This is a genomic window from Methylobacterium sp. E-065, from assembly GCF_022829605.1.
In the GTDB taxonomy this organism is placed as follows: domain Bacteria; phylum Pseudomonadota; class Alphaproteobacteria; order Rhizobiales; family Beijerinckiaceae; genus Methylobacterium.
This window is the reverse complement of sequence record NZ_JAKSYD010000019.1, coordinates 1-3062: the sequence shown is the minus strand read 5'-3', so window position 1 is coordinate 3062 and position 3062 is coordinate 1. Positions and strand designations below refer to the sequence as shown.

Here is a 3062-nt window from a genome sequence, read left to right as displayed (position 1 = left end):
CCGATCTTGCTGGAAAGCCAGTCTCCAAAAATCGGTACGCTCGTGTTGAGAACTGCGCTGACCACGGCCATGCCGGCGGCGAACAGCAAGAGGGTGGCGACGATTTCAAACCATCGGGGCATGTCCGAGAATGTGGCCCCGCCCCGTCATTCTGTCGATAGCCGCCAGGATCGCGCAGGACGACTCAGGACGGCCGCTGTCTCGAACCCGCATACAGACACCGGAAATCGCCTGATACCCGCCAGCGGGCCGAATTTCGCAACCATGGGGCATTCCGCATGTCGCTAGGCTTCGGCTCCCTGCCATCGTTCGCAAGCGGTGACGACCAGAACCCGCTGAGCCCCGCCCTGCAGCAGTTTCTGCAACAGCAGCAGGCGCAGCAGCAGGCTCAGGCGCCGACCATGGCGTCTCAGGACGTGCCCGCGGCCACGCCTCCGGGGTACTCAGGTTTCACGCCCCAGACCCCGCCGACCGGCGCGCCGACGCCCGTCGTCCAGCCCAGCGCCGCAGCGGCCGGCACGGGGCTGTTGTCCATGATGGGCCCGAATAGCGCCGAGGCGGCGACGCCGGATCCCGGCGACATCCGCGGCAGGTTCATCTCGACCCTGCAGCAGGGCGGTCTGACCAACCCGAACGGCCTTGGCGCGGTCGCGGCCTACGCCCAGCACGAGAGCCGGTATTCGCCCGGCAACATCACCGGCTCGTGGTCGGATCCAAGTGAGAGCGGACAGGCCGGCACGTCGGGCGGTATCCTGTCATGGCGTGCCGACCGCCTTGCCAACATGAAGGCGTTCACGCAGGGCGCGGCCGACCCCGTGACGGCTCAAGCCAACTTTCTGCTGCAGGAGAACCCGCAGCTCACGCAGGCCTTGCAGAACGCTAAGAGCCCGCAGGAAGCCAACGCCTTAATGGCGGATGCGTGGAAGTTCGCCGGGTACGACCGCCCGGGCGGGGAGAACGCAGCCCGACTTGCGACGACGCAGGCCTACGCCAACAGCTTCGGCGGCGGGCAGGCGCTCCCCGGAATGGGCGGGTCGCCGGCTTTCGCGCGGCCGGGCGGCGCCTCGATGGGTTCAACCGCGATGCAGGGCGGGTTCGGCCTGGGCGGCATCGTGGGGCAGGGTGGGGCCATGCCGGGCCAGTCATCGCCGACACCTGACGTGGCGTCCCTGTCGGGGCAGCCGCTCGCCCTTACCCCCGGGTCAGGCGGCCTCGAAGCCCCGGCAGCGCAACAGAACAGCCCCTATTCGCAGCTCGCCAATATGCTCAAGGGCGTCGCGGCGGGACAGCAGCAGAAGCAAGGCCTGGGCGGCGGCGCGATGAGGGCGCCGGAGGCCGGCGGCAGGCCGATGTCGCTGCAGCAGGCTCGAGCCATGTTCGACGCAGGCAAATTCTACAGCACCCTGCGGAATGCGGGCGTGCGAGGCGTGTAATCAGCTTCTTGCCTGCCGCTGGAACTGGATCCCGCAGTTCTTCTGGACCGACGCCTGCTCCACGGCTTCCATCTCGCCCTTGAGGCGGGCCAGTTCGGCAGTCTGCGCGTTGTCGCCGTCGATGAAGAACAGGGCGGGCCAGAACACCACGGCACCAACGGCCGTCACCACCTGATCATCCTTGCGCTTTTGATCCTGAACCCCCGCGGCGGTGGCGGCACGCGATGCCAGGCGCGCCGACTCCTCGCGGATCTGCCCGCACGAATAGCTCGTGTACTGGATCGGCGAGACGTAGGTAGCCGCCACCTTGTCGGCGGACGACGCGCACGCGCCGAGGCATGCCGCGGCCAGGGCCACGGACAGGATCGCATACTTCATAGAAGCCCCCTCAGGCGGTCTTCGCCGCTGACAGGTACTTGCACCATTTGGGAGGGAGAACGTCGAGACTGAATTCGCCAAGCTTAGCGAATTGTGGCGCGTCTGTGTTCGCGGCGCCACGCAGCAGCGCAACTGCGCCGGCGAGGCCGCACCGAGGCCTGCCGTCTCAAGACGACCCCGGTGCTGCTCTTCCGGCGCGCGGCCGAAGCCGATCGCTGAGGGTATGGTGGGGCGAGACGGTTAATGGATCTCGTACAACGGCTTGGAGTCGCCGACATCCAGCTACGAGATCAAGCTGCCCGACGGTTCTTCTTCGGTGCGTCCTCAGTCATCGCACCTGGCTGACCCAGCCCAATCGCCTTCGCGAGCGCCGAGCGCTGGGCGGCATAGCTCGGGGCAACCATCGGGTAATCGGGCGACAGACCGTACTGGAGCCGGTAGCGCTCCGGCGTCAGCCCGTGCGCGGTGAGGTGGCGTTTCAGGGTCTTATAGGACCGTCCGTCGAGGAAGCTGACGATCCCATCGTCTCGGATCGATTTGTGGATTTGGGCTGTGCTCGGCTTCTCGATATCGAACTCGGACACCGGCACTGAGCCGCCCGGCGTCAGCGTATTGAGGGCCGCGTGGATGCTCTTAATCAGCTTCGGAAGCTCGACTGCGGGGACTGAATTCTTCGTGACGTAGGCAGAGACGATTTCGCCGGTAAGCTCGGCCAAATTCAAGCCTGGATTGTGAAAATCTTCGGTCATCAAGGCATTCTTTCGGATAGTTTATGCTTCCCCCGTGAAAATTAGTTTTCATACGAAACGTCACAAGTAAATGCGGCCTCCGACCGCACAGATCGGTGAAATTGTCGCATCTGGTGGGATAAATACTTTCTTCAAGACGGGAAGCATGATCGGGGGCCAAATGGCTCGCGGTGGCATGACGTCAGCCCGAATTGGGTGCACAGGGCAAGGCACAAGCCCTTATCGAAAAGGCTGGAAGAGAAGGCTGCCCGAGCGGCTCTGTCAGCCGCTGATAAGAAGTAACGGGAGAGTGCCGGGGTCAGGGGTCAGCCGCTGATCGAGAACGGCGTTACCTCTACCCTCGGGGCGGCCTAGAAGACCTGTTCTGAAGCCTCCTGCGGGCGTTCGGCATATCGGGCTGCACGGGCGTGGGAAATCCTTTGATCAGTCGTGCACTGCTCAAGCAGCTGGTCTGCCTTCCGCGGGTTTGATCCTACGGAGCGGAGCCCCAGCTTCCTTCCCG

At 64.8% G+C, this 3062-nt stretch carries 3 protein-coding genes; 1 reads left to right on the top strand and 2 read right to left on the bottom strand.

Annotation, left to right across the window (positions count from 1 at the left end):
* Positions 1 to 278: 278 nt before the first annotated feature.
* On the top strand, positions 279 to 1433 hold the full coding sequence (locus tag MKK84_RS01345; RefSeq protein WP_243916239.1) for a hypothetical protein: 1155 nt from the start codon (positions 279 to 281) through the stop codon (positions 1431 to 1433).
* Here the strand turns inward: MKK84_RS01345 and MKK84_RS01340 are convergent, their stop codons facing one another.
* Together MKK84_RS01340 and MKK84_RS01335 are read right to left on the bottom strand one after the other, a co-directional pair.
* Positions 1434 to 1811, bottom strand: coding sequence for a hypothetical protein (locus MKK84_RS01340; RefSeq protein ID WP_243916238.1), 378 nt, complete (start codon positions 1809 to 1811; stop codon positions 1434 to 1436). It lies immediately after the preceding gene.
* Between the two features lie 290 nt (positions 1812 to 2101).
* On the bottom strand, positions 2102 to 2560 hold the full coding sequence (locus tag MKK84_RS01335) for a MucR family transcriptional regulator (protein WP_243916240.1): 459 nt from the start codon (positions 2558 to 2560) through the stop codon (positions 2102 to 2104).
* Positions 2561 to 3062 lie beyond the last annotated feature (502 nt).